The sequence below is a fragment of the Kribbella alba genome, assembly GCF_039529635.1.
Taxonomy (GTDB): domain Bacteria; phylum Actinomycetota; class Actinomycetes; order Propionibacteriales; family Kribbellaceae; genus Kribbella; species Kribbella alba.
Map to the genome: position 1 here is coordinate 322327 of NZ_BAAANE010000001.1, position 24095 is coordinate 346421.

23 protein-coding genes are annotated in these 24095 nt (G+C 67.7%); 12 read left to right on the forward strand and 11 right to left on the reverse strand.

The annotated features are described in order from the left end of the window. Positions 1 to 253: 253 nt before the first annotated feature. A complete protein-coding gene (locus tag ABD210_RS01590) occupies positions 254 to 1078 on the forward strand; it encodes a DUF5324 family protein (protein ID WP_344107779.1) in 825 nt (274 codons plus the stop codon). Between the two features lie 101 nt (positions 1079 to 1179). Here the strand turns inward: ABD210_RS01590 and ABD210_RS01595 are convergent, their stop codons facing one another. Together ABD210_RS01595 and ABD210_RS01600 are read right to left on the reverse strand one after the other, a co-directional pair. Continuing rightward, positions 1180 to 1503, reverse strand: coding sequence for a hypothetical protein (locus tag ABD210_RS01595; RefSeq protein ID WP_344107782.1), 324 nt, complete (start codon positions 1501 to 1503; stop codon positions 1180 to 1182). 464 nt (positions 1504 to 1967) lie between these two features. Then, the gene (locus ABD210_RS01600) at positions 1968 to 2447 is read right to left on the reverse strand and encodes a methylated-DNA--[protein]-cysteine S-methyltransferase (protein WP_344107784.1); all 480 of its coding nucleotides are present in this window, start codon (positions 2445 to 2447) and stop codon (positions 1968 to 1970) included. A gap of 162 nt (positions 2448 to 2609) precedes the next feature. On the opposite strand from ABD210_RS01600, the gene ABD210_RS01605 reads away from it, so the two are divergent. The 4 genes from ABD210_RS01605 (at position 2610) to ABD210_RS01620 (ending at position 7069) form a co-directional block, all read left to right on the forward strand. Further along, positions 2610 to 3452 (forward strand): DUF4328 domain-containing protein, encoded by an 843-nt coding sequence (locus tag ABD210_RS01605; RefSeq protein ID WP_344107787.1) that lies wholly within the window; start codon positions 2610 to 2612, stop codon positions 3450 to 3452. Between the two features lie 205 nt (positions 3453 to 3657). After that, a complete protein-coding gene (locus ABD210_RS01610) occupies positions 3658 to 5673 on the forward strand; it encodes a DUF4328 domain-containing protein (RefSeq protein ID WP_344107789.1) in 2016 nt (671 codons plus the stop codon). Positions 5674 to 5828: 155 nt separating this feature from the next. After that, positions 5829 to 6608, forward strand: coding sequence for a sugar phosphate isomerase/epimerase family protein (locus tag ABD210_RS01615; RefSeq protein ID WP_344107791.1), 780 nt, complete (start codon positions 5829 to 5831; stop codon positions 6606 to 6608). 242 nt (positions 6609 to 6850) lie between these two features. Beyond that, complete coding sequence (locus ABD210_RS01620) at positions 6851 to 7069, forward strand: hypothetical protein (RefSeq protein ID WP_344107793.1); 219 nt, start codon at positions 6851 to 6853, stop codon at positions 7067 to 7069. A 58-nt stretch (positions 7070 to 7127) separates the two neighbouring features. Here ABD210_RS01620 and ABD210_RS01625 read toward each other — a convergent pair whose 3' ends face one another. The 4 genes from ABD210_RS01625 to ABD210_RS01640 form a co-directional block, all read right to left on the reverse strand. Beyond that, positions 7128 to 8162, reverse strand: coding sequence for an S-adenosylmethionine:tRNA ribosyltransferase-isomerase (locus tag ABD210_RS01625; protein ID WP_344107795.1), 1035 nt, complete (start codon positions 8160 to 8162; stop codon positions 7128 to 7130). Next, positions 8159 to 8878 carry an SDR family NAD(P)-dependent oxidoreductase gene (locus ABD210_RS01630; protein WP_344107797.1) on the reverse strand — a complete coding sequence of 240 codons (720 nt, stop codon included), beginning with the start codon at positions 8876 to 8878 and terminating at the stop codon, positions 8159 to 8161. Before ABD210_RS01630 ends, ABD210_RS01625 begins: the two co-directional genes overlap by 4 nt. 193 nt (positions 8879 to 9071) lie before the next feature. Continuing rightward, positions 9072 to 11294, reverse strand: coding sequence for a discoidin domain-containing protein (locus ABD210_RS01635; protein WP_344107799.1), 2223 nt, complete (start codon positions 11292 to 11294; stop codon positions 9072 to 9074). A 172-nt stretch (positions 11295 to 11466) separates the two neighbouring features. Next, a complete protein-coding gene (locus ABD210_RS01640; RefSeq protein WP_344107801.1) occupies positions 11467 to 13032 on the reverse strand; it encodes an FAD-binding oxidoreductase in 1566 nt (521 codons plus the stop codon). 115 nt (positions 13033 to 13147) lie between these two features. On the opposite strand from ABD210_RS01640, the gene ABD210_RS01645 reads away from it, so the two are divergent. The 3 genes from ABD210_RS01645 (at position 13148) to ABD210_RS01655 (ending at position 16624) form a co-directional block, all read left to right on the forward strand. After that, positions 13148 to 13774, forward strand: coding sequence for a TetR/AcrR family transcriptional regulator (locus tag ABD210_RS01645; protein WP_344107803.1), 627 nt, complete (start codon positions 13148 to 13150; stop codon positions 13772 to 13774). Then, on the forward strand, positions 13771 to 15312 hold the full coding sequence (locus tag ABD210_RS01650; RefSeq protein ID WP_344107805.1) for a glycerol-3-phosphate dehydrogenase/oxidase: 1542 nt from the start codon (positions 13771 to 13773) through the stop codon (positions 15310 to 15312). The genes ABD210_RS01645 and ABD210_RS01650 overlap by 4 nt, the downstream gene beginning before the upstream one ends. 124 nt (positions 15313 to 15436) lie before the next feature. Then, a complete protein-coding gene (locus ABD210_RS01655) occupies positions 15437 to 16624 on the forward strand; it encodes a DUF4328 domain-containing protein (protein WP_344107807.1) in 1188 nt (395 codons plus the stop codon). Here the strand turns inward: ABD210_RS01655 and ABD210_RS01660 are convergent. Beyond that, on the reverse strand, positions 16621 to 17379 hold the full coding sequence (locus ABD210_RS01660) for a protein phosphatase 2C domain-containing protein (protein ID WP_344107810.1): 759 nt from the start codon (positions 17377 to 17379) through the stop codon (positions 16621 to 16623). The two genes, ABD210_RS01655 and ABD210_RS01660, sit on opposite strands and share 4 nt — an antisense overlap. A gap of 8 nt (positions 17380 to 17387) precedes the next feature. Beyond that, the gene (locus ABD210_RS01665; RefSeq protein WP_344107812.1) at positions 17388 to 18293 is read right to left on the reverse strand and encodes an NAD-dependent epimerase/dehydratase family protein; all 906 of its coding nucleotides are present in this window, start codon (positions 18291 to 18293) and stop codon (positions 17388 to 17390) included. Between the two features lie 90 nt (positions 18294 to 18383). On the opposite strand from ABD210_RS01665, the gene ABD210_RS01670 reads away from it, so the two are divergent. Next, complete coding sequence (locus tag ABD210_RS01670) at positions 18384 to 18995, forward strand: pentapeptide repeat-containing protein (RefSeq protein WP_344107814.1); 612 nt, start codon at positions 18384 to 18386, stop codon at positions 18993 to 18995. Between the two features lie 110 nt (positions 18996 to 19105). Here ABD210_RS01670 and ABD210_RS01675 read toward each other — a convergent pair whose 3' ends face one another. Then, the gene (locus tag ABD210_RS01675; protein ID WP_344107816.1) at positions 19106 to 19753 is read right to left on the reverse strand and encodes a VanZ family protein; all 648 of its coding nucleotides are present in this window, start codon (positions 19751 to 19753) and stop codon (positions 19106 to 19108) included. A gap of 512 nt (positions 19754 to 20265) precedes the next feature. On the opposite strand from ABD210_RS01675, the gene ABD210_RS01680 reads away from it, so the two are divergent. From ABD210_RS01680 to ABD210_RS01690, 3 genes are all read left to right on the forward strand, one after another. After that, positions 20266 to 20766, forward strand: coding sequence for an SseB family protein (locus ABD210_RS01680; protein WP_344107818.1), 501 nt, complete (start codon positions 20266 to 20268; stop codon positions 20764 to 20766). Positions 20767 to 21084: 318 nt separating this feature from the next. Then, positions 21085 to 21441, forward strand: coding sequence for a VOC family protein (locus ABD210_RS01685; protein ID WP_344107820.1), 357 nt, complete (start codon positions 21085 to 21087; stop codon positions 21439 to 21441). 76 nt (positions 21442 to 21517) lie between these two features. Next, positions 21518 to 21922 (forward strand): VOC family protein, encoded by a 405-nt coding sequence (locus ABD210_RS01690; protein ID WP_344107822.1) that lies wholly within the window; start codon positions 21518 to 21520, stop codon positions 21920 to 21922. A 47-nt stretch (positions 21923 to 21969) separates the two neighbouring features. On the opposite strand, the gene ABD210_RS01695 is transcribed toward ABD210_RS01690, so the two are convergent. Then, on the reverse strand, positions 21970 to 22617 hold the full coding sequence (locus tag ABD210_RS01695) for a class I SAM-dependent methyltransferase (protein ID WP_344107824.1): 648 nt from the start codon (positions 22615 to 22617) through the stop codon (positions 21970 to 21972). Between the two features lie 511 nt (positions 22618 to 23128). After that, on the reverse strand, positions 23129 to 23860 hold the full coding sequence (locus tag ABD210_RS01700; RefSeq protein WP_344107827.1) for a VOC family protein: 732 nt from the start codon (positions 23858 to 23860) through the stop codon (positions 23129 to 23131). Positions 23861 to 24095 lie beyond the last annotated feature (235 nt).

Consider the following 24095-nt stretch of genomic DNA (forward strand, 5'->3'; position numbering starts at 1 on the left):
AGACACTCCTCATCGGTTACGGCTTACGGCATCGATCCTGTCACGAGTCCCCAACCCGGCCACAATCGCCCGGCCGGACCGGCCCGGTCGGGCTTCATTCGGCCTGATCTGCTCGGCCCCGGCCGTTTATCGGCTGGGTACGTCGTACGATGCAGACGAAGCCGGATTTGTCCAGAGCCGTACCAGGTCGTCCATACCGCCGATGGGCCAGCAGAGTGGTCGTACCGACGCGGACGACCACCGAGGAGGAACCGTGGGTTTGTTGAAGTCCAAGGGCCGGGTCGAGACCGCGAAGGATCGGGTCCGGCCACTCGCCGAGTCGGCATCGCAGAAGGTCGGTCCGGTCGCCGGTCAGGTGCGGGACCGCCTCGCACCGGCAGTGGGCACCGCACGGGAGAAGGTGTCGCCGTACGCCGAGAAGGCCGTCGAACGCGGCGCGACCATCGCGAGCGCCGCGGTCGGGAAGGCCGGACCGGTGCTCGACGAAGCGCTGAGCAAGGTCGGTCCCGCGACCGAGCACGCCGCCGAGAAGGCGCGTGAGCGGCTGAACGACGACCTGCTGCCGAAGGTGACCGCCGCACTGGCCACGCTCGCGGCGGCCGCCGAACCGGTCGTCGAGGAGACCAGCCGCCGGGGCAGGGCCACCAAGGCCGCGCTGAAGGGCGAGATCGACGCACCGAAGAAGAGCCACAAGCTCCGCAAGGTCGTGCTGTTCCTCGGCTTCGGCGCACTCGCCGCCGCGGCCGTGAAGAAGCTGCTCACCCCGCCGGAGCCGGCCTGGCAGTCGACCCCGACCAGCGGCCGCGACTACAGCTCGGCCCCAGCCGGTACTACGTCGCGCCCCGCCGCCGACAAACCGGCCGATTCCGCGACGACGGCCGCGAAGCCCGACACCAAGACGGACACGTCGACTTCCAACGGGAAGACCGACGACGCGGACGCCAAGGCCGCCGACGGCCAGCCTGCCGACGGTCCCGGGGCCACGACTGACGAGGCGAGGACGACGTCGAACGGCGCCGCCAAGAAGGCGACCGGCGGCCAGCGCCGCTCGACCCCGTCGAAGCCGACCGACTCGTGAGCCGGTCCAACTGAACCGGCCCGAACACCGCAACGGCGAAGGCCGCGATCCCCTCCAGGGATCGCGGCCTTCGTCATAGCTGCCGCACTCGGTCCCAGCGGTCAGCTGGGACCGAGGCCCTGGTCTTCGTCGGCCGGGGCGCGGGTGGTCGTGATGCGGCCGGCGGACAGCAGCTGGGTCGCGTAGCGATGGGTGATGCAGGGATAGGTTCCGCCACACTCGCGGCAGACGGCATCGTTGCGATGCAACCAGGGCACCACCCCGAAGCGCTTGATCCAGGTCAGGGGCTCGCGGTCGGGCGCATGCACCCGCAACGCCGACCGGGCGGTGTCCTGGATCTCGGGCGCGGACCACTCTTCGGCACTCTTGTCCATCAGCTCGCTCAGGTCAGGGCTGGGCGAGGGGCTGGACGGCGTTCGGCTCATCTCGTTGGTCTCCGGGGGCAGGCAGGGGTCAGGGCGATGGGTACTCAGCGCTGCTACGGCAGCGGCGGACGGACCGCTGTTGCCGGACCACCTGGCCCGGGTTTCGGAGACGAACCCTTGGAAGCTGGCGGCGCTGATCGAGGAGGGCGGCTGCTGGTTTCGGGGATGCGGGTGGTCTCGGGCGTGCTGGGGGGTGGTGATGCTGTGCTGGACCGGATCAGACCGACGGGTGCGGAAATCGTGTCAGCCTGATCGCTCACCGCGACATTAGCGCTTGGATGGCCCTTTCCGGCCACCGCCCTCGCCGGTCAAGTACTGCCTTGGCAGGCAGTTGCCGGTCAAAAGGTCGCTGGGCAGGAGGTCGCCGGTCAAAAGGTCGCTGGTCAGGAGGTCGCTGGTCAGGAGGTTGCCGGTCAGGAGGTTGCTGGTCAGACAGTTGACGATCGCGTCCGGCGGTTTGTCGGTCAGGACCAGAGGGTTTCGAAGCTGACGCGGGCCTCGAGCTCGAGCAAGTGGCGTTTGCGAGGGATGCCGCCGCCGAAGCCGACCATCTTGCCGCCGGCTCCGACCACCCGATGGCAGGGCACGATCACCGGGATCGGGTTGCGGTTGCACGCCACCCCGACCGCGCGGGCCGCGCCTGCATCGCCGACCGCCTTCGCCACCTCGCCGTAGGTGTGCATCTCGCCATAGGGGATCTGGCGCAGCCGGCCCCAGACCGCGTGTTCGAACTCGGATCCGCCGGGTACCGACAGTGGCACGGTGAACTCCGTCAGCTCGCCGGCGAAGTACGCCTTGAGTTGTTCTTGCGCCTCGACCAGCAAGCGGTCGCGCTCGAGCTCCGGCTCGACGTCGACCGCCCCGAACCGCACGCAGCACAGACCCTCCTCGTCCACAGCCAAGGACAGGTCACCGATGGGCGAATCGATCACGGACCAGCGCATGGGTCCATCCTCCGCCCCGGCACCGACACTTTTCACCCGCACTCAATGTCCTCGCTCGATCACATCGGGTTGTGCTATTTGTGATGCGTCCGCCTCACAACGGCGGCGGATTCCGCCCGGTCGCTCATCCCTGGCACCGGGCCCGGCGAACGCGGGGTGCACGTGACCGGTCCTTCGGCGTACGAGCCGAACGCGTACGGCGTACCGGCGTACGGGGAGCAGGCGAACGGGGAGCAAGCCAACGCGGAGCAAGCCAAGCGGCTGGGCGGGTCCCATCGGATGCCGAGCCGGCCTCCGCAGCCACCGCTGGACCGGTGGTTCACCTCCGAGCAGGCGATGGGCCTCGGCGCGTCGATCCTGATCGGCGCGGTCACGGTCACGAGTTGGGCCACCGCCTGGTCCGACTGGTACTCCTACGAAGTGGTCCGGGCCTACCGCGACGACCAGGACAAGCTCGACCAGGCCGATCTCATCTCGGGGTCGTTCGGGATCATCGCCGCGCTCGCGCTGTTCGCGGCCGCGGCGGTGTTCGTCGTCTGGCTCTGGCGGGTCCGGTGGAACGCGGAGATGTTCTGCCGCGGCGAGCACAGGTTCACCCGGGGCTGGGTGCTCGGCAGCTGGATCGTGCCAGTGGTGAACCTCTGGTACCCCAAGTGGGTGGTCGACGACATAGTCGCGGCCAGCGACCCCCGCACGCCGCCGCAGACGGTCAACCTGCGAACCATCCCCGGCACGCCGCTGGTCTGGGCCTGGTGGATCACCTGGGTGGTCGGGCTGGTGCTCGACAACGTGGCGCAGCGAAGTGCGCTGGACGGTGCCCCGCAGCTCGCCGAGCTGCGCACCAACGCGGCGCTGTCCAGCATCTCGGCCGTCAGCATGACGGCAGCCGCCGTGCTCGCGGTGCTGCTGATCCAGCGGGTCAATGACCTGCAGATGCAGCGGCCGTGGACTCCTTGGTGGGCCTCGGATCAGGCTCGGCCGCCGTTCAAACCGCCTGCTCTGTAAAGCGAACCGTCACGGACCGTTCGGTCCGTCGTTACAAGTGGTGATGGGCGTACGAAAAGAACTCGTTAAGTCGATACCCTCCGTGCTGGGACTGACTCCACACGGGTACTTACTTCGTGGTATCAATGTGGCTCGGTCACGCGGGGGCAGGATTCGACCGAAACGCCGAACAGACGGAGTTCCAGCAACGCGAGGGACGCACGACGTGAGCCACCCGCAACCAGCACCGCTGTTTTCGCCTGCCGAAGAGCAGGAGGAATGGCAGCCGCACTCGGCCGAGGAGTTCCAGGAGGTCGGCCTCGTCGGCCGGATCGCGATCGGGCTGCTCGGCGCCTCGACCGTGACGCACCTGCTGTCCACCTGGTCCGACTGGAACACCTACGGCGTCGTCCACCAGTACCTGGGTGGCGGGCTCAACGTCGACGACGCGGACCTGAACCGCGCCGACGCGATCGCCAAGATCACCGCGATTCCGAACGTCATCATCTCCGTCACCGCCGCCGTGGTCTTCGTGATCTGGCTGTGGCGGGCCCGGGTCAACTCCGAGGTCTTCTGCCAGGCCGACCATCGCCACGGCCACGGCTGGGTGCTGGCCAGCTGGTTCTGCCCCGGACCCAATCTCTGGTACCCCAAGCAGATCGTGGACGACGTCTGGCTGGCCAGCGATCCGAAGACGCCTGTGTACGCCGACGACCTGCGCCGGCTCGGGAAGCCCCTCCTCACCAAGGTGTGGTGGTGCACCTGGGTCGGCGCTCTCGCGTTCGACGTGGTGATCCGCCGGTTCCTGATGTGGATGGAGGCGACCGTGGGGTCGCTGCGCGGGATCGCGTTGGCCGGCACGGCATCACTGGTGCTGACCGCCGTCTCCGCGGTTGCCGCCACCATGGTGATCCGCAAGATCACCGCGATGCAGACCAGCCGCGAGTGGGTGCCGTGGTGGGACCAGCGCGCGCCGAAGCTGACCGCGGTGCCGACCTACGCCGCGCTCACCGCAGGCCCGAGCTCCGCGGACGACGACACCTCCGAGCAGCAGGCGATCGCCGAGCCGATCGCGATCGCTCCCGCGCTGCGACTGGAGCGTCAGCCCGAGCCGCAGCTGCAGCTCGCCGGCGGTGGCGCCGAGGAGGCCCCGCCGCAGTGGAGCCCGTTCGCCGCCGTCGTCGAGACCTGGCAGGACAACGGCCCGGCGACCCAGCAGTTCAGCCCGGTGGAGTCCTGGCGGGAGGACACCGGCGCTGCCGAAGAGACCAGCTACCAGCAGTCGGCTTCCGCGCCGGAGAGCCTGACCTGGTCCACCCCGGCGAACCCGTACACGACCCCTTCGAACGACGACCTGCTCTCGGCTCCGCTGGACAGCTGGCAGGCCGAGACCGTCGCGCCGGCCTCGCTCTCGCTGGTGCAGACGGAGTCGTACACGCCGTCCTCGTACGAGCCGGCCGAGCCGTCGTGGGCGAGCTCCTACTCGGAGCCCTACTCGTACCAGGGCTCGTCGGACTACCTGACGTCGTCGGAACCGGTTGAGTCCGCACCCGAGCCCGAGCCGGTTGTTGCGCGCGCCGGTCGCCGGGCCGCTCGGGTCGCGGTGGACAGCCCCTCCACGATCGTCCAGTCCGCGGTCCCCTCCTCGTACTACGAGCAGGCGCCGGCGCTCCCCGAGCAGGACGACTTCCTGACTCCGTCGAAGCCGCTGCCGCCGGTCCCGTCGTACGGGCCGGAGCCGTCGTACAACTCCTCGGAGCCCACCTACGCACCGGATCCGACGTACGCCGCGTATGACGCTCCGGCGGTGTCCCCGACGTACGAGACGACGTCGTACACCTCGGACTACTCGGACTCGTCGTACCAGCGCTCCTCGCAGGAGTCGACGTACAACCCCGAGACCAACTACAGCTCGTACGAGTCGTTCACCTCGTCCGAGCCCAGCTACGACACGTACAGCTCGTCCTACGACTCGACGTCCTACTCGCCGAGCTCTTACCAGAGCACGGACTACGGCACCGAGAGCTACGACACCGCGTACAGCCCGAACTACACCCCCGAGTCGTACAGCAGCAACTACTCGACCACGGACTACAGCAGCAACTACTCGTCGGACCAGCCGTCCACCGAGTATCAGTCGCCGTACTCGTACGAGCAGCAGCCGGCCGAAACTCCTGAGAACGCCAAGGACGACTCGGAGACGACGGCTCCCCGCACCCACCCCCGCCGGCGCTGGGTCTGACCCCCTCCCTCCAGCCCCGCCGGCACCCTCCAGAAGGCCTGACCCCTCCCCCCGGGGTCAGGCCTTTCAACGTTCCGGGCGGACGGGCGCCGAACGTCCACGACGGGTGGCAAGCGCTTGCAGCGATAGCTGGGATCTGCCTAGTCTGAGCACCGATGACCAACCTCGCCTTCTCCACTCTCGGCTGTTCCGGCGCTTCGCTCGACACCGTGCTGAAGCTTGCCCGGAGCAACAACATCAAGGGCCTCGAGCTTCGAGCCGCGAACGACGAGTTCACTCACGTCGGTCTGTCCGCCGCCGAGCGACGCGAACTCAAGGCCCGGATCACCGATGCAGGGCTGGAGATCCTCGCGGTCAACAGCTACGTCCACCTCTGCGGCGTCGAGGAACAACCCCTCGACCAGCACCTGGAACTCGCCGCGGAGCTGGGCGCGCGTGGGGTCCGAGTCTTCCTGCGTGACGATGATTCAGGGACTGCGGTATCCCCCACGCCAGGGGAGCTCCGCGCGATGGACCGGGTCCTGGCCGCACCCAATGACGTGCACGTGCTCCTGGAGACCCACGACTCGCACTCCGCGGCCAGCAGGATGGCCGCCTTCTGCAGGTTGCTGGACGCCGAAGTGCCCGATCACAACGCCAAGGTGATCTGGGACAGCGCGCACACCTGGAGCCACGGCGAGACCCCGGCCGAGTCGCTCGAACTGCTCGAACCCTGGCTCGACTTCGTCCAGATCAAGGACACCGACTCCGCCCGGGACTACAGGCCGGTCGCGATCGGCGCCGGCGACTACCCCGTCCAGCAACTCCGGCAGGCCTTGCAAGGCAGGAACTACTGGCTCTCGCTCGAGTGGGAGCTGAAGTGGCACCCCGAACTGCCGCCGCTCGACGAGGCACTGCCGGCCACCTGGAACTGGATCTCCGGCGAGCAGCAATAGCTGACCCGAAGCCCCGCCCGACCGTGCCCGGTCTGCGATACAAGGGCTGTTGAAAAGCAAATCAATTCGGGCCTAGGCCACAATCTTGCGTCGGTCCGGGGTCGGGCATGACGTTGGGTACCGGTCGCTCGTCTAACCGGGTGGCGTCCCAACGGGGGACCTTTGCAGGTAAGGACATTCGTGATGGAGAGAAGTCTTTTTTTCGGCGCGGCCGTCACCGTTCATCCACAGGCGGTTTTCGGGTGGCGATTGCAGCGGTGGTGGGCGCGATGAGTCCCCGGGCCGTGGACAAGCGAGCCCGCCCGGGCAATGAGGGTGCACTGGTGGTCCAGGGCGAGATCGCGCTTCCGGTCGAGCCGGGGGGTGTGGTGGCGGCCGGGCCGTCTGCGGACCTCGCCGCGGTCGGGGCAGTGGAAAGGCCGGGCGAACAGGTGTCTGGCGCCGACGAACCGGCTGAATAGCACGGAGCTGGCAGGCGTGATGCTGGAGCTACTCCCCGGACAGACTCCGGGGAGTAGCTCAGCTCCGGAGCATCAGGGCGGTGTCGCCGAACTCGTGCCAGAGATAGCGCCGCTCGAGGGCTGCGTCGTATGCATGCTGCACGACCTCGCCACCCACCACGGATTCGAGCAGCAGAAGGTGTGATGCCTCGGGCGCGTGCATGCCGGTGATGAGGCCGTCCACAACTCGCGCCGGGCGATCCGGACCGAGCACCAACTCGGTCCAACCACCACCAGCGGCAACCGAACCGTCCAGCGCAGCAGCTGATTCGATCGCCCGTACTGCGGTGGTTCCGACAGCGATCACGCGACCGCCGTTCGCCCTCACCCAGTTCACCAGGCGCGCTGTGTGTTCCGATACGTCGTACCGCTCGGGCAGAGGTGGTTCGTGGCTCTCCTGCGAGGACACACCACAGTGCAGGAGGATCGGCGCGAACAGCACGCCGGCCGCAGCGAGCTGACTCACCAGCTCGAAGCTGAAGGGCCTCCCCGCACTCGGCATCTCCGCACTGCCGGGCTCTCGCGCGAACACGGTCTGGTAGAGCGCCAACGGCCACCGCTGCCCGACGTACTTGTAGGTGATAGGCCATCCATGCCTCCGCAGATACCCGACTACATCCGCCACTGGTGGCCGCGCTCGCCACAACCTGCTCTGCTCTGGAAGGTACGGCGACAGCAGCGTGAGCACACCTTCAGGTAGCTGCACCTGATCGCCCGAAGCCGCGCCGAACAGAGGTAAACCGCCGTTCCGCAGCTCGACCACCCAGGTGCCGTCGTCAAGCCAAGTGGAGAAGTGCACCGCCACTGGCGCGACCCCGGACCCCGTGATCCGCGAGCCGTCGACTGCGGCCGCCAGCGTGCCGGACATGTTCACCAGCAACAGATCGCCGGGACGTAGGTGATCACCGAGTCGGTCGAAGCGGGTATGAGTGACGGTCGACCCCTCCGCGACCAGCAGCTTCACCTGGTCCCTCGCCAACCCCCGGGCCTCGGGCGGCTCGGCCGCGTTCAGCTCGTCGGGCAAGGTGAATCTGGTCTGTGGATGAACTCTCACGAGGCCACCGCCGGGGCGAACTCCGCCGCCCGGTAGCGACCACTTGCCGGCCGGCTGTCCAGCAACTGCAGGAACGCCGGTACGACGCTGGCTGGTTCCGCGCGGTCCGAGATGTCCTCGCCTGGGAAGGCGGCCTGGTGCATCGCAGTACGGAGGTCGCCCGGGTCCACCGCGTAGACGGCCAAATCGGGGTGCTCCGCAGCCAGTACAGCGCTCGCGTGATCCAGAGCCGCCTTGGCCGAGCCATACCCACCCCAGCCCTCGTACGCCTCAACTGCAGCATCGGAGCTGATGTTGAGCACCGTGCCGGCCGCAGTGGCAAGCTCCGGAATCAGAGCCTGGGTCAACGCGATCGGCGCGATCACGTCGACCTCGTACACGCGCCGGAGCTCGTCCAGGTCGGCGGCAGTCAACCGCTGCAGCGGACTTGGTCCGAGGTAGCTCGCGTTGTTCACCAGCAGGTCGAGCCGGCCGAGCTCGCCCACTGCTTCCACCAGGTCGGCCCGGTGTTCGGGATCGGTGACATCGCCCGCGAGCGGGACCACGTCGGTTCGGCCAGCCAGGGCGTCGGCGGCATCCTTCAGTGCCTCGGCGCCGCGTGCGTCGATGATCAGGGCCCAGCCACGGTCGGCCAGGCCATGCGCCAGCGCGAGGCCGAGACCGGCCGATGCACCGGTGATGAGAGCAACAGGACGGGTCAGAGTATCGGGAGTCATGCCCGTCACTCTCATACTTGAAGTGAACTTGAGGTCAAGATCTCCGGATGCATTGCTGGGTGAACTTCCACAAGACACCCGGGCTCCGCTGCCGAACATTGCGGGCGGCGCGAGCCACACCGTGCTTTCAAGCACAGCTGACCCGGGGCGGAGCGGCCGGACAGGGCAGTGGCCGGCCGCTCCGGTCAGTGGGTCAGGAGCTGTAGACCTCGTACTCCGACAACTGGCCCGCCGGCCAGCCAGTGTTGCCGGTGAAGGTCAGCCGCACGTACCGCGTGTTCACTGCCGACGGCAGCGTGATCGTGGCGGCGTTGCCTGAGCCTGGGTTGAAGACGCGGCCTGCAGCGCCCGCCAGTTGGTTGTACGACGAGCCGGTGGTGCTGCCGAGCACCTCGATGGTCTGCGTCCGGGTTGCCCAGGCGGAACTCGGCGGGAGCTTCAGCACCAGGCGCTTGATGTTCTGGTTGCCTCCCAGGTCGACCGTGAGCGACTGAGGCCAGGAGTTGCTCGCGCTCTCCCAGTAGCTGTTCGCGTTGCCGTCGACGGTGTTGCCGGCGACGTACGTCTGGACCGAACTGGTCGCGGTTACGGGCCGACCTGCGGCGAGGTTGCCGGCCGGGGGTGTGGTGCTGCCGGTGCCTGGTTCCACCCAGTTGCAGCCGCTCCAGGTGGAGTCCCAACCACTGTTGCCCGCGCCACGGCTGAGCGAGAAGGTGCCGCTGGGATAGGCGCAGTTGTAGACGCCCGCCCGTCCGACGTTGCTGGCGACAACATTGCTGACAGACGCGGCACCGGCCGTCTCTGCCTGGAAGGCGAAGGTGCCGACGCCTTCGATCGAACCGCCGTCCACCGTGACGTTCTGCACGCGCCTACCGGCTCCGCCGCCATCGACGAACTGGTACGCCGACCACGGGCTCGCCACCAGCCGGTTGTTCGTCAGCCGCACGGCCGCGTTGATCTGGGTGTCGTACGCGTCCACCCGGATCGCTCCGTGCGGGTGGTTCTGACCCCAGTTCGGGTTCATCGCGCCGGTCCGGATCAGCGTGTTGCCGGAGACGTCGATCGTGCCCGCGAGCGGGTAGAACGGCGAGCCGAACGACTGGTTCGAGATCGCGATCCCGCCGCCGAGCGCGTTGGTGTCGGAGATCAGGTTGTCCCGCACGGTCAGATCGGTGCCGCCGTAGATCGCGATGCCGTTCGCCAGGTTCGGCTGCACGATCGTGTTGTTGGCGAAGGTGCTGTTCCGGTTCGCCGCGTGCAGCGACCACATCGCCAGCGCGTCGTCGCCCTGGTTGCGCAGGAAGTTGTTCCGCACCTGCACGTTGTACGCGGTGCCGTTCAGGTTCAGGCCGTCCGCGGTCATGTCGTAGAACCGGTTGTTCTCGACCACCAGGTTGTCGTTGTTGCCGGTCAGCCAGAGCCCGACCTTGAGGTGCTGCAGCCAGAGCCCGGACACGACGGAGTTCGGGCCGAGGCTGCCGTTGACGAAGTTGTCGGGCGAGGAGTCGTTCCGCTCGGTCACCTCGCCGATCACCGCGAAGTCGTAGAGCTTCACGTTGCCGCCGCCGTTCGGGCGGTCGATCAGGTGCTGGCTGAGCAGCGTGGAGTGCCAGCGCCCGGCGCCACGGATGGTCACACCGTCGGGATTGATCGTGCCGCCGACCCGGAAGCGGCCAGCCGGGATCCACACCACCCCGCCGGAACCGCGGGCGGCGTCGATCGCCTGCTGGATCGCGCCGGTGGAGTCGTTGTTGCCGTTCGGGTCCGCGCCGCGATCGGTGATCGAGATCGAGCCACCCGGCTGACCAGCCGGGCCGGCGACCTGCTCGAACTCGACGTCGTCGATCGTGTACGGCCCGGCGGTGTTCTCGCCGTCCACCTGCAGCTTGATCTTCGCGCCCGCGTTGACGGTCTGACCGAGTTGCAGCCGGGCGTGGTCGTAGAGCTTGTGCGTGCGTGATCCCGCGATCCAGCCGGTGTCGACATAGCTGTATTTCGCCGTCACCGCCAGGGACTGCGAGAGCTTCTGCCCGTTGACGTAGACCGACAGGGTGCCGGTGCGGCCATCCGGAACGGAGTACGCGACGTTGATGGCGTTGGTGGTGCCGGGCGCGGTGAACTCGACGTACTGGCCGCCGCTCAGCGTGACGGCCTGCCGGTTGGAGGCCTCGGTGGCGAGGCTGCCCTGGGTGTAGCTCGGGCCGATCTTGCTGCCGTTGGTGGCAGCGCTCTCTGCTTCGACAATTGTGAACGGTAGGGACGCACCGGCGGCCTGGATCGCGGCGGGCGCTTGGTGGAGTGCGGGGGAGTTGACCGCGGCGGCGGACAGTCCGGTACTCGCGACTGCCGTCCCGACGGTGACGACCAGGGCGGCGGCTAGTCGCCTGCCTGGGCGCGCGGGGGCGGGCAGAACCATGAACTGCACCTTCCTCGGGGCGGAGGACCGGCAATCGGGGCGCCGGCCGGAGGGGCAATATTCGCCACACCCTAAGGAAGTTGTTAACTTTCCGCAATAGTTCGACTGCGTAGCGCAAGTTATCAACAGTTGTGCATACCACTGTGGATACAGGTCTGCTTTGATCCTCAGATCACGGGATGAGGATGCCAGGGTTGAGGATGTTGTGGGGGTCGAGGACGCGCTTGACTGCTTGGAGTGCCTCGACCGCTAGGGGACCGATCTCAGCGGCATAGGCGTCGCGGTGGTCCGTGCCGACGCCGTGGTGATGAGTGATCGTTCCGCCCGCTTCGGCGATCGCCTCACTGGCGGCCGTTTTCGCCTTGCGCCATTGGGCGACCGGCTCGTCGGTCTGTGCCGAGATGACAGTGAAGTACAGCGAAGCGCCCGTCTCGTAGACATGCGACAGATGGCAGAGCACGAGCGGCGGCGTGCCTTGCTCCGAGAGTTCTTTGACGAGCGCCTCGGTGACCCCCGCCTTCAACGCGGGCAACGCCGACCAGAAGCCGGCAGTCTCAAGGGTCTCCACCAACGCGCCTTCGTCCAGCAGCGGATCCCTGAGGTAGGGCGCGCGATACCGCCCTTGCCGCCAGGTCTCGCCCGGTCCTTCGCCCAACGGCTGCCCGCCCGCTGCGGTCAGGACCTCGGCAACGCCCGGATGCCGCGGCCCTTCGAAACCGACGATCGCCAGTACGCCGCCTGTGCTGCCGCCGAGCACCTCCGGATCGGCAAGGTTCACCGCGGTCTCGGCCTCGTCGGACAACCGCAGCACGGTCGGAACTGGTCCGTCCTGCGCGAGCCGGCGAATCGCCGCCAGCCCCTGGTCGAACGACTCGAACCGCCAGCCCTCGAACGACCTCTCCGTCGGCCTCGGGCGGATCCGCACGACGACCGAGGTGATGATCCCGAGCGCGCCCTCCGATCCGAGCACCAACTGCCGCAGGTCGGGCCCGGCCGCGGACATCGGCGCACGGCCCAGCTTGATCGTGCCGCGCGGTGTCGCGAGGGTCAGCCCGACCACCATCTGGTCGAACCGCCCGTACCCCGCTGAGGATTGACCGCTCGAGCGGGTCGCGGCATATCCACCGATGCTCGCGCCCTCGTAGGACTGCGGGAAGTGGCCGAGGGTGTATCCGTGCTCCGCGAGCAACGCCTCGGCGGCCGGACCGCGTACGCCGGCGTCGATCGTCGCGGTCCGGGAGATCTCGTCGATGCTCTGCAGGCGATCGAGCCGCCGCAGGTCGACAGCGACAAACCTGCGGGCCGGCGCGAGACCACCCACCACCGAGGTCCCACCCGCATAAGGCACCACCGCGATGCGGCGCTCGGAGCACGCAGTCAGAAGAGCTTGTACGTCGTCGTGTGAGCCTGGGTAGACCACAGCGTCGGGCATGTCCGAGGTGTCACCCGCGCGGTGCCGAAGGAGATCCGGCGTCGAGTAGCCGCGGGTATGACCCCAACGCGTCTCCAGGTCGGTCCTCACCTGCTCCTTGCCGAGGAGTTCGGCGAGGAAGGTGGTATCCGTCAGGCCCGGACGGTCAGTGGGATCAGCCTGAGCAGCGGCAGGCCGTCGTACGCCAAGGTGCTTGAGTGCTTCGACAGCCGCAGCGGGAAGCTCGACCGGATGGGCAGGGTCGCCCCAGCGACCCGGCGTGAGTTGCACCACCGGAAGGTCGGACTCGGTCATCTCCGGCTTCATCAAGGCTCCCCATCGCTCGCTTTTCCGGTAGCGTCTCGCGGGAGCAGAACCCCTGATTCCGGCTCCCGCGAGACCATTCCGGGACGCCAAAGTCGCTGATACACTCTGACGCGTGATGTCTCAGCGTAGCAGCGAAGTCGACAGTGAATCCACCGGCTCGACCCGGCCCGCGCCCGCGAACGCGATCGGCGAGGAGCGGATCCTGGACGCGGCGTACGAGTTGCTGCTCGCGATCGGGATGCGCCGGATGACGATGGCCGACATCGCCCGGCATGCGGAGGTCTCGCGAGCGACGCTGTACCGGCGGTGGCCGAACGTGCAGGCGGTCGTGGCCGCGCTGATGACCCGCGAGTGGACCACCGCGCTCGTGTCGGCATTCCAGCCCGATGCGGTGGATGGACGGTCGCGGCTGGTCGAGGGTGTGGTCGAGGTGGTCGCGAAGACCCGGACCCATCCGCTGATGCGCAAGATCATCGAGCTCGACCCGGAGTTCCTCACGCCGTACCTGCTCGAGCGGCGCGGCAGCAGCACGGTGGCGCACCTGGCCCTGGTCGAGGCGGGGATCCGAGCCGGCCAGGACGATGGTTCGATCCGCGAGGGTGACCCCGACTGGCTGTCCCGGCAGATCATCCTGGTCTCGCTGGCCTCGGCCGTTTCGGGTCCCGTCCTGGCCGAGCCGAAGGAGTACGCGAGGCTCGACGAGGAGCTGCGGGTGATGCTCACGAGGTACCTGACGCCATGATGGCGGTCGGCAACGCCAGCCTGAACGCGGCCCGCCGGACGCGAGACCTGGACTGGCTGGACACGAACGGCAAGGTCGACGTGCTGGTGATCGGCGGCGGCGTCACCGGCGTCGGGGTCGCGCTGGACGCGGCAGCCCGCGGTTTGTCGGTTGCCCTGGTGGAGAAGCACGACCTGGCTTTCGGCACCAGCCGCTGGAGTTCCAAGCTCGTCCATGGCGGACTGCGGTATCTCATCTCCGGGCATGTCGGGATCGCCTACGAGAGTGCTGTCGAGCGCGGCATCCTGATGAAGACGACCGCTCCGCACCTCGTCCACCCGATGCCGCAGATCGCACCTTGGTTGCCAGAGGCAAGGTTCGCTCAAGCGGTGAGCCTGCGGGGAGCCTTCCTCGGTGGCGACGTGCTCCGTTGTGTTGCTCGCACCAGCGCCGACTACCTGCCACACTCACGCCGCGTCAGCTCCACCGAGCTCCTCCGGTATGCGCCAACCCTGCGCCTGCAGGGCCTGCGCGGCGGCTTCATGGCCTGGGACGGGCAGCTGTACGACGATGCGCGGCTGGTCGTCGCGATCGCCCGGACCGCCGCGTCGTACGGCGCTCGGGTGCTGACCCACTGCGCGGCTTCGGAGGTCACCGGTCGGGGCGCGGTGGTGGTGGACCAGTTCTCCGGGCGGCGGATCGACGTCGACGCGTCGCTGGTGATCAACGCGACCGGCGTCTGGGCGGATCAAGTTGCCTCTGGCATCAAACTCCGGCCGAGCCGTGGCACGCATCTGGTGTTGCCGCAGTCTGCCTTCGGTGGTCTGTCGGCGATCCTCACCGTGCCGGTGCCGGGGAAACTGCGGCGCGTGGTGATGGCGATCCCTGCGCCTGAGGGTCGGGTCTATGTCGGGCTGACCGACGAGGATGCGCCGGGACCGGTGAGCGACGTACCGGTCGCCACCGAGGCCGAGATCGACTTCCTGCTGAACACGATCAGTACGGCGGTGCGATTTCCGTTGACCCGGGCTGACCTGGTCGGAACCTATTCGGGGCTGCGGCCACTGCTCGACACCGGGCATCACCGGGGTGAGGACAAGACCGCAGACATCTCGCGGCGGCATGCGGTCATCACGGGGACGGACGGGCTCGTCACGATCGTCGGCGGCAAGCTCACGACGTATCGGCGGATGGCGCAGGACGCGCTCGACGCCGGGCTGGCCCAGGCTGATCGGGTCACGCGTCGCCCCTGCTTGACGCATCGGATCCCGCTGGTAGGGGCGGCTGACCAGGCGCGACTTGCTGCTGTGCGGGCTCCGGCGCGGTTCGTCGAGCGGTACGGCGTGGAGGCGGCTGAGGTGATCGCTGTCTCGCCCGAGCTGCTGACTCCGATCGCGCCGGGGCTGGCGACGACGCACGCGGAGCTCCGGTTCGCAGTACGCCATGAAGGGGCGATGACGGAGGACGATCTGCTGGATCGGCGGACCCGGATCGGGCTGTCGTCGGTGGAGCGGGAGCTGGCTGTGCCCGCGGCCCAGGCGGCGTTCGCGTCGGTCTGAACTGCTCATCGGCCCAGCCTTTCGAGGCCGCTCCAAACTGCAGCTATTGACCTGTGGACAACCTCTGGCCGCACCCTGCGCTGGGTTAACTTGTCTAGCGAGGGGACTGGGGAGGTGGGGAGCCGTGAGCCAGTATCACGGACAGGCAGGGCCGTATGCCGGGCCGCCGGCGTCTCGTCCGGTGGCGCCCGGGGGCTATCCGGTGGGGCCTGCGGGCTATCCGGTGGGGCATGCGGGATATCGGGTGGTGCGCCCGACGCCGAAATACCGGCCGTCGCGGCTGACTGCGCTGATCAGCATCGCGATGATGGGGCTCACAGCGATCGTCGCCGTGATCCAGTCGATCGCGCTCTGGTCCTCGTATGAAGGCGTCAAGCGATTCGTCTACGGGTTGCTCTCCGAGGACGAGATCGACCGCGGGGCCCGGACGATCGCCGGCACCGGGCCACTGCTCGACCTGGCCGGCTACCTGTTCGTCGCCACCGGGATCATCTTCCTGGTCTGGCTCTGGCAGGCCCGGGAGAACACGGAGGCGATCAAGCCCGCCTTCGCAGCCAGCTACCAAGGCGGCTACAACTCTCACAGCGCCGCCCATCGGCATGCGCCGGGCTGGATCGTCGGCGGCTGGTTCTGCCCGATCATCCAGTTCTGGTATCCGCTGCAGGTGATCGAGGACGTCGCCCGGGCGAGCGAGCCAGAAGTGCAGCCCGCTGGTGCCAGGTCAGGTGAGCTCCGCAAACTGCTGTACGGCTGGTGGGGTTCGTGGACGGCCTTCTGGGTGATCATCGTGGGCGGAGGCGGCTTCGCGGTCGTCAGCTTCCTCGTGTGGATGATCCGTGTTGCCGATCGCATCGATGCCGCCGACGCCACTGGCGACTATGTAGACATCTACGACCTGCAGGACTACATGGTCCGCGTCGCCCTCGCGGTGAACATCGGCTTCACCATTGCCACCGTCCTGCTGATCGCCGCCGGCGTCATGATCTCGCTACTCCTGCTCCGCATCACCACCTGGCAGGACACTCGAGCCAAAGCCCTCGGCCTCTTCCCACCGCCTCACTCCGCGGGTCCGACCCACCACGCGCCGGGCCACTATCCGCCGGGCCACTATCCGCCGGGGCAGCACGCGCCTGCATTGCCTGGTCAGGTTCCACCCGGCCCGGTCGCAGGCCAGGTTCCACTGGGGCTGCCGCCGCGGTACGCGCCGCGGCCCGGGTTCGGAGCGGGGCAACCGGCGGAACCACCTCGCTCGTTCCCGTCGTACGGGGGTCAGGAACAAGGTGGCGGCGGCGCGTGGCAGGAGCCTAACTAGAGGCGCCAGATCGCCGCGGTCGCGTCGTCGTGACGTTTGCCGCGGAAGGTGCCGTCCGCCGCGTTGGTGTCGTAGGCGCGGACGCGATCGATCAACGCCTGCGGGCCATCGGTCTCGAGCAGCGCGACCAGGTCCTGCCAGCTGTGCCCGTACCGCTCGGCATACCGTGACGCGCCGTCGGTCAACAGCGCGACCACCTCCACCTCGACGCGTTCCGTAGTACCCCTCACTGCTTCGTACGCCGCCTTGGGCGCGGTGCTCGCCACCCAGAAGCCGCCCGGCTGGTTCCGCAGCCTCCGAACCGTCTGGAACGTGTACTCCGGCAGCAGGTCGATCCGGTCGTCCGCGACAACGGTGATCCGCCGATCAGGCGAACGCAGCACGATCGGCGAGTCCGCGAGCACGAGATGCTCGACCTGATCTTCCGCGGCTCGCACGATCGACACCGTCGAGGACGGACTGTCCGGATTCGCGAGATCGCAGGTCTCCGCGTGCGCCGCGCAGACCGCGGCAATCGCGTCGGCCAGGATGTCCGCGAGCGACGCCATGGACCTCCCCAGCAACGGCACGACCAACTGGCCACCGAGCCGTCCGACCAACCAGGCGACGTCGTGCCGGCACCCGGACTCGATCCCCGGCGGCGCGGTCGCCCCGTCCAGCACGATGACGAAATCCGGCCCGCTCAGCACCAGATCTTCGTTGACCGCGGGTGGAACCCGGTCGGGGGCGGGCTGACAGGCTGAGCGGATCTCCACCCGCCCATTCAAGCGCGAGCTGCCCAGGTGTCCATCAAGGACTGGTCTAGGCCGATCTTGCTCGACCACCCGAGGTGCTTGGCGATCAGGGTGGTGTCGGCCTGCTGCCACGGCACCGCGTCGGCCGGCGATCCGGCATGCCCTGCGTGAACGGCACCCTCGACGACCTTCGTATCCGTTCCACTCAGCTCGACCAACCGGTTGACGACATCCCTGGCCAGCGCGGCCTGCCCCGATCCCACGTTGAGCACCGGCGGCAGCGTTTCGTCAGCGGTCGCCACCGCCACAACCGCTTCAGCGACGTCCCGTACATCGACGTAGTCCCGCCAGGCGTCGAGTGACCCCAGTTGCAGCGTGTCGGTGGTCCCCAGTTGCCTGATGATGCGCCCCAGCAGGGTGGTCTCGGGGGAGCCCGGTCCACTGATGTTGAACGACCGGAGCACCACCGCGTCGGCGCCGTTCCGCTGGGCCCGCAGTACGAGTTCTGACCCGGCCAGCTTGGTGAATCCGTACGCCGCACCCGGGCGCAGCTCCGCCTGCTCGTCCTGACTCGTCCCGCGCGCCGCCCCGCCGTACTCCGCGGCCGAACCGATCTGAACGAATCGCGCATTGTTCGCGTGGCTCCGCATCGAGGACAGCAGGGCCTCCACGGCGACCACGTTGCCGAGCGTCAGCGCCCGGACGTCGCCGTGGGTCGCCGCGGCCGCGTTGATGATCGCGGTCGGCTTGTACATCCCGAGTTGGGTATCCAGCGCGTAGTGGTGGTCGATGGCGAGGTCGAACCGCCTGTGTGGGTCGCCGGTGCTCCTGGTCATGCCGCGGTGCTCGATCCCGCGCTCGGCGAGCAGCGTGCAGATCCTGCCGCCGAGGAAGCCGCCGGCACCGAAAACCATCACCCGCTCTGATCCGGTCATCCTCCACATCCTGCCCGCTGCGATTGACGATCGGCTGAAATTTGTCCGTCGAGGTCGTCACAATGCAGTGAGCCGACTTGAAGGAGTGTTGTGGCAGACCGCAAGCACGGGCGTTCCGCGCCGCCGACCGAATCCACGATCCGGGACTGGGACGACGCCGATCCGTCCGGGCAGACGTACACGCGAGTGCTGTTCATCGACTCCGACCTGACCGAGGTGACGAATCGCGGCGGGGTGTTCGAGGAGTGCACGTTCAGGGGAGTCCGTTTCAACGCGTCCACCCACACCGACGCGGCGTTCGTGAACTGCACGTTCATCCGCTGCTCCTTCTTCGACAGCACGTTCACGCGGTGCAAGCTGATGGGCAGCATGTTCGACGACTGCACCTTCAACCTGCTGAAGGTGGAGGGCGGCGACTGGTCCTTCGTCGGACTCCCGGGCGCCGACTTACGCAGTACTGAACTCTCGGGCGTGAAGCTGCGCGAGGCGGACCTCACCGGCCTGCGCGCGGCCAAGGCCGTACTCCGGAACGTCGACCTCTCCGGCGCCTGGATGCAGCGGGCCGACCTGTCCGGGTGCGACCTGCGCGGCTCAGATCTCTCCATGCTCGACCCACTCACGGTGGACCTGAAGAACGCCATCATCGACCTCCCCCAGGCCATCGTCATCGCCACCGCACTCGGCCTCGACGTCCGGCCCTGACCTGTGGATATCTGCAGGCAGGTGACGGTTCATCCCCCGGTCCATCCACACCCTGTGGAAAACTATGCGGCCGTTCACTGAGGCCTCTTCACTTCTTCACCTGACGTCCGTCAGCGCACCCTTGCCGCCGGACGCAACCTGCTGGCGGACTTCGCGATCACCGGCACGGGCCGGGGCACCAACCCACCGCGCCGATGCCGCGCCGTCCCACCGCCCCGAATCACCAGTACTGCGCTGTGCTCCACGACGTACGCGGGACTCGTCAGCACCCGCGTCCGGGTGATCATCTGCAGGGCAGCCGCGAGTCCGACGCCGGCGAAGGCGCCGAGCGTGTTCGCGATCAGGTCGTGCAGCTGGCACGACCGCCCGAGCGGCGGTACCAACGCCTGGATGGCCTCGACCGCCGCCGACAATCCGATCCCCGCCGCGATCCCGTCGGCCGGGCGCCCGCTGGCGAGCGTCAACATCCCCGCCGCCGGGACGAACAGGAGCACGTTCAGCAGCCCTTGCAGCGAGGTCAGCCCGCCGGTGGTCGTCAGGTGGGTTCCGCATTGCCCCACCGCCGCGAGCCGCTGCGCGGTCGGGCTCAGTGTCGCCGCGAGAATCAGCGCGACCGACGCCGGCAACAGAAGGGATGCCAGCCGTGGGACCACGTTGCCGGGCCTCCGGGCCGACGAGATCGCGACCGGAAGGGCCATCCCGGTCAATACGAGCCACGTGTCCAGCAGGTGGGGGATGCCACGATAGGTCTCGAGCACGTGTCCGGATCCTCCGTAGTCGCACTCACGCAGGCCCGATCGGTCCCCGCATGATCACGTCGTCAGTGGGTCACTCCATGTCGCTTCCTCAACAGAGACTCAGCTGTCGGCTCACCCGCCCGCTAGGCCGATCCGGACATCTGCACGCACCCGCAAACAAACGGTGAGTAACCCGTGACAATCCGTGAACCAACTGTCACGCCCACCCGAATATTCGTAGCCAAAGGCAACAATCTCGTAGCCCTCGGCAACAGAACATCTCGTCGGCTTCATCGCTGGGCCCTCGCCACCTTCTGGCCTACAGACGCCCTCGAGCGCCACCCCGCTACCGAGAGAACTGACCGCGGCCTTTGCCCTCAGCAGCTACTGAGCGAAGGACAGCGCGCAGAATTCACCGACGTTCTGCCGCAGTCCTGCAGGCGGTGGACTGCCAGAACACGTGATGTGTCGCGCAGAGGGGGAGACCTAGCGTGGAAGTGCCGGTGAGGAACTCCGTGAGAGGAAGAACCACCATGAGCACCTCGGAAGACCAGACGGTCAGCGATGCCCAGCGTGCCGGAGGTGTGGACGAAGCTGCGGCCCAGAGGGACAGGATGAACGCCCAGAAGGTGCTCAGCGAGCTCGCCGCCAGTATCGCGCTGCTGCCTCAGGAGCCGCCGGCCGAGGGCGAGGAACGGCCCGAGGGCGCGATCACGCTGCCGGTGATCGAGCAGGGCGGCACGCAGTACATCCCTGTGTTCCTCACGGAGGACGCCCTGCGGGCCGCAGGCGCGGATCCCGCGACAGCCGTGCGACTCCCGATCGCGGAGCTCGCCGCCAACTGGCCAGGCCAGGATCTGTGGCTGGCGGTCAACCCCGCCAATGAAGACGGCTTGGCTCTGCCGCCCGAGGTAGTGCGCTCCCTGCCGGGCTATGTCCGTGGTTCAGACGACAACGAGCAGCCAGCGGCCGGTCCGGGCGACGCTGGCCAGACAGCAGCCGGTGCGGGTGACGGGCAGACAGGCGCCGGCTGATTCCGGCGTGACGCACGGCACCCTGCACCGGGCCACCCGCACCGGCCTGCAGACCTTGGGCGTGCCGTCGCTTGGACGACTTCTCTCCCGCCGATCAGACAAGCTCGTTCGCACCCAGGCTGCGTTGATCTACTTGCAGGTGCTCAAGGGTCTGAGCACCTTCTCCACGCCGGCGGAAGGCCGCGGCAGGCCCCGGCACAAGGCAACGGCACGACACAAGGTGTCCCGCGAGTCCGAGGCCCGGCCAACGGAGCCCTGAGACCGGCAGGTGCGTCATCCGGACACGGATCGTCCGCAATCGCAGGTAGCGTTTCCGGCATGGCTATCGCACGCTTTCCAAGCATCGTCATCGACTGCCCCGATCCCGGCGCCCTCGCGACCTTCTACGGCGCGATGCTGGATTGGAAGGTCGAGGTTTCCGCCGGCTGGGCTGAGGTCCGCGCTGACTACGGGCACTGCATCTCCTTCCAGCAGGTGGAGGACTACACACCCCCGGTTTGGCCGGACCAGAAGGTGCCCCAGCAGATGCACTTCGACGTGATCGTCGATGACCTCGACGTCGGCGAAGCGGCGGTGCTCGACCTCGGCGCCACCAAGCACGACCACCAGCCCGGTACGACCTTTCGGGTGTTCCTCGACCCGGCTGGGCACCCCTTCTGCCTCTGCGTGGAGTGATCCGGCCAGTGATCCGTGGCCAGGGACCAGGGCCAGGATCCGTACGGTGGTCCTGGCTGGCTGCCACACTGCCCAGGTGACCGATCAGCGAGCCATGGATATCAAGCATCGGATGATCGTCTTCGACGCTGCGGACATCGATGTGGAGACTGCGTTCTGGGCAGCGTTCCTGGATGGCACTGTCGAGGAGTGGGGCGACACATGGCGCGCCATCTGGGTCGATGGCGGGTATGCGCTTGGTGTCCAGTTGTCACCGGACCATGTGCCGCCGGAGTGGCCCGACGGGGCTCCGCAGCAGATGCACCTCGATTTCTACCTCGTCGGCATCGACGCCGTCGACGCTGCCCACGAGCAGGTGATCAGCTTGGGTGGTCGACTGTTGAAAGCTGCCGAAGATCGCGCAGCCGCTCGCGGTTTCCAGGTCTACGCCGATCCCGCAGGCCACCCGTTTTGCCTGTGCTGGATACCTGAACCCAGCTGACGGACCGTTGGATACGGGCCCCTGTTGGAGATGCCGTCAGGCATTCATCACCGGGGCTTGCGGGCCAGGAGGTAGCCCTGTGTGGTCTTCTCCGTGCCCTCACGCTCACGTACTGCCGTCAGCGACATCTCGAAGCCCGCCTCGCGCAGCAGATCGGCGACCTCGTCCGGCTGTTGCCGGTACCAGTCGAGGGAGACAGGCGTGCCTAAGAACTCAGCGCGATGCCCCCTCTCATCGCCGATCTGGAAGACCAGCATCAACAGCCCGCCTGGTGCGAGCACCCGGTGAAACTCGGTGAAGACCTGCGGCCGCTGTTCCCACGGGATGTGGATGATCGAGTAACAGGCGAGCAGTCCGCCGAGGGAGGCGGCCGGCAACTCCAACGCCAGCATTGACCCCTCCTCGAACCGCAACTGTGGGTAGGTTCGACGGGCCAACGCCAGCATCCCGGGCGACAAGTCAATGCCGAATGCGTCCAGCCCCGGGCTGGACAGCAGGATCGTCACCCGGCCCGGCCCACAGCCGACGTCGGCGACGGGGCCGTTGCCGCCGGCTCGCACCAACTCTGCGAAAGCGGCGAACAGCGCGCGGTCGAGGGGCCTGTCCTCCATTCCTGAGGCCACCACGTCGGCATGCTCGTTGGCCAAGGCGTCGTACGAGTCCCGCGTAGCGGCGACAAAAGATGCATCCGTCATGGCCACGGAGACTAGGGGACACCGGCGACACTCTGACCCTGGAAGCTGCGCACCAAGGGCTGAACACCTGGCTGAGTTCCGTGCCGCCGTGGCCGCAGGTCGCCCCCTCCTGCGTGGCCTGGCTCAGCCTCCGCTGGCCGCGCGCGCCGCCATTCCTAAGCGGGTGTCCTCGATGTTGCACAGCTGGGGAACGGATGGCTCGCCTATTGCCGGCTGCGCCCGGGGCATCCGTTTGTTAGCCGATCGGGACCCTGCGACAGTTCGCTCGAACTGGGCGGCGGCTGCCTGAAGAAGGTCCACGATCCCGGAGACTACCGGCGTCGGCTCGCGAAGTGTGTTCGAGCACCAGTGATCCGTGCCGCCGTTCGGTTCGCCGAGGGGACCCGATCTCGGCGTGATAGCACGGACAGCGGCTGCTCCGGACGTGCCGAATTGCTTGTAGGCAATGCCGGCTAGGGCGCGTCGCAAGTCCGGGCTCGTGGGCGTAGTGAGCGGATGAAGAGGGTTTGGGTCAGCCTGGGGCGAGGAGGCAGAACTCGTTGCCTTCCGGGTCGGCGAGGACCGTCCACGGGACATCGCTCTGGCCTAGGTCGATGGCGGTGGCGCCGAGAGTCCGCAGTCTGGCCGCCTCGGCCTCCAGGTCGTCACCTGGGTATGGGCGGAGGTCGAGATGGACTCGGTTCCACACGGTCTTCACGTCGGGTGTGCGGAGGAACTGCAGATATGGGCCGACGCCCTTGGCGGAGCGCAGTACCGCGTTGTGGTCGGTCACCTTATGCAGGGTCCAGTCCATGGCCTTGCCCCAGAAGCGGGCCATGGCTCGCGGATCCGCGCAGTCGACCACTACCGTGGCGATCGGTCCGGTGTCTCCATACAGCGAGTCCAGCACGCAGAACTCGTTACCCTCCGGGTCGGCCATGACCGTCCATGGAACGTCACCCTGGCCCACGTCGGCGGGTGTTGCGCCGAGACCCTTTAAGCGCGCCACCAGCTCCTTCTGATGGGCAGCCGAGGTAGCGGCGAGGTCGACGTGCACGCGATTCTTTACCGTCTTGGGTTCCGGGGAGGCGACGAGGTCGAGACAGACGGCGACGGGGTCGGGGTAGACGAAGCCCTCGGGTTCGAGGTTGGTCACGCCGGGTCCCTCGCTCGAGACTCCCCAGCCGAGCGCCTCCGCCCAGAAACCGCCCAGCACGGAATCGTCCCGAGCCTTCATGTTGATTTGAACAAGCCGCGTTGCCATGCCGACGATGCTAGCGACAGTCCGGCGTCAAGATCAGCCGTACTGATCTCGGCATGTTCGCGCTTCCCTCTCGGCGGCAGATGCGGACGTCCCACAACGACCAGGCCTTAGCTCAAACTTCTTCCGCGAAAAGGTCAATGGAGGGCGGGTCGGTAGATGAGCTCTTGGGTGTTGCCGTCGAGCGTCCGGTTCTCGATCAGCTCGAGGTCGAAGTCGGCCCCACCCCTGAGGATCG

Coding starts and splice junctions, on each gene's coding strand:
- ABD210_RS01595 (WP_344107782.1), bottom strand. CDS start 1,503: ATGAGCCGAACGCCGTCCAGCCCCTCGCCCAGCCCTGACCTGAGCGAG.
- ABD210_RS01600 (WP_344107784.1), bottom strand. CDS start 2,447: ATGCGCTGGTCCGTGATCGATTCGCCCATCGGTGACCTGTCCTTGGCT.
- ABD210_RS01615 (WP_344107791.1), top strand. CDS start 5,829: ATGACCAACCTCGCCTTCTCCACTCTCGGCTGTTCCGGCGCTTCGCTC.
- ABD210_RS01630 (WP_344107797.1), bottom strand. CDS start 8,878: ATGACTCCCGATACTCTGACCCGTCCTGTTGCTCTCATCACCGGTGCA.
- ABD210_RS01635 (WP_344107799.1), bottom strand. CDS start 11,294: ATGGTTCTGCCCGCCCCCGCGCGCCCAGGCAGGCGACTAGCCGCCGCC.
- ABD210_RS01640 (WP_344107801.1), bottom strand. CDS start 13,032: ATGAAGCCGGAGATGACCGAGTCCGACCTTCCGGTGGTGCAACTCACG.
- ABD210_RS01645 (WP_344107803.1), top strand. CDS start 13,148: ATGTCTCAGCGTAGCAGCGAAGTCGACAGTGAATCCACCGGCTCGACC.
- ABD210_RS01650 (WP_344107805.1), top strand. CDS start 13,771: ATGATGGCGGTCGGCAACGCCAGCCTGAACGCGGCCCGCCGGACGCGA.
- ABD210_RS01665 (WP_344107812.1), bottom strand. CDS start 18,293: ATGACCGGATCAGAGCGGGTGATGGTTTTCGGTGCCGGCGGCTTCCTC.
- ABD210_RS01680 (WP_344107818.1), top strand. CDS start 20,266: ATGAGCACCTCGGAAGACCAGACGGTCAGCGATGCCCAGCGTGCCGGA.
- ABD210_RS01685 (WP_344107820.1), top strand. CDS start 21,085: ATGGCTATCGCACGCTTTCCAAGCATCGTCATCGACTGCCCCGATCCC.
- ABD210_RS01695 (WP_344107824.1), bottom strand. CDS start 22,617: ATGACGGATGCATCTTTTGTCGCCGCTACGCGGGACTCGTACGACGCC.
- ABD210_RS01700 (WP_344107827.1), bottom strand. CDS start 23,860: ATGGCAACGCGGCTTGTTCAAATCAACATGAAGGCTCGGGACGATTCC.